General features: G+C 46.7%; 2 protein-coding genes. Both read left to right on the top strand.

Annotated features, from left to right (window positions below):
- Positions 1–545: EamA family transporter RarD (gene rarD / locus R7O12_RS25160; protein ID WP_318126784.1), on the top strand; the 545-nt coding region annotated here is incomplete at its 5' end.
- A 74-nt stretch (positions 546–619) separates the two neighbouring features.
- The coding region (locus R7O12_RS25155; protein WP_318126786.1) for an AraC family transcriptional regulator at positions 620–1,321 on the top strand (702 nt) is incomplete at its 3' end.

Here is a 1,321-nt window from a genome sequence, read left to right as displayed (position 1 = left end):
TGGGCGAACGACTACGTAAGCTGCAATGGTTTGCTGTGGTATTGGCAGGATGCGGCGTTTTGGTGCAGTTGATCGTCTTTGGTTCGGTGCCGATTGTAGCGATGGCGTTGGCGATGAGCTTTGGTTTTTACGGTTTGCTACGTAAGAAAGTCGCGGTGGATGCTCAAACGGGTTTGTTTGTCGAAACGCTAATCCTATTACCCGCTGCCGCCGTTTATCTTCTGTTTATTGCCAGCTCACCAACGGCAAACATGATTGAAAATCCATGGCAGCTCAATACGTTGTTGATTGCAGCCGGTGTGGTGACGACCTTGCCATTGCTGTGCTTCACTGGTGCCGCGACTCGCCTCAAATTATCAACGCTCGGCTTTTTCCAGTACATCGGCCCTAGCCTGATGTTCTTGCTTGCAGTGTTAATTTACGGCGAGACCTTCACGATGGATAAAGCGATTACGTTCGCCTTTATTTGGGGAGCTCTTGTGGTATTTAGCTTCGATGGGCTGCGCAACACTCGCCGTTCACGCCGCGCCATTCAGTCACAGTGATCGTTTTTTACAAGACAAGCTAACAATTGATGGATAAGCTTGGTCATTATGTGACCAAGCTTTTTTTGTATGTAATGGAACAGATTCAATACTACGCGACCGACCATGACCAACTGAGTCTGATCGAGGCGAAATACCACAAGTTTGCCTTTCAACGGCACTATCATTTGGATTTTCACCTCGGCTTGATCACGCATGGTGAGCAGAAGTTTCATTATCAAGGCTCTCATCACCAAGTCGGTCATGGGCAAATCGTTATTATGCCGCCCGATGAACTGCACGACGGCCAATCTAAGCTTGCCAGTGGCTATCAAGTGAATGTTTTTTCGATCGAACCACACTTACTTAGCGATCTGGCAGATCTTAAACAAAACGGTCAAATTATCCGCTTTAATGAGTTGATCATCTCCGATCCACAGATATTTTCACAACTTAGTAACTTGCACGGACTATTGAGGCGCGAAAATCTCAGTCAATTGACCAAAGATTGTCTTCCGTTTGAGGGATTTAACCAACTTTTTGATCGCTACGGATCGCTGGCAAGGCAAAAAGTCATTCCATTAGGTAAGCAATCTCTCAACACCTTAAAAGATTACTTAATGGCGAACCTAGACCAATCGGTAAGGCTGGAGTCTCTTTCTGAGCTTTGCCAGCTAAGCCCGACTCAATTTCAACGCCATTTCAAAGCGCAAACTGGCATGACACCGTATGCGTGGTTTGCCCGTTTACGACTCGAACAAGGAATGAAGCTGCTACAAGCAGGACAATGCGGTACT

The organism is Vibrio sp. Vb1574 (genome assembly GCF_033338675.1).
The sequence above is the reverse complement of the archived record's forward strand: the minus strand, read 5'-3'. Positions and strand labels throughout refer to the sequence as shown.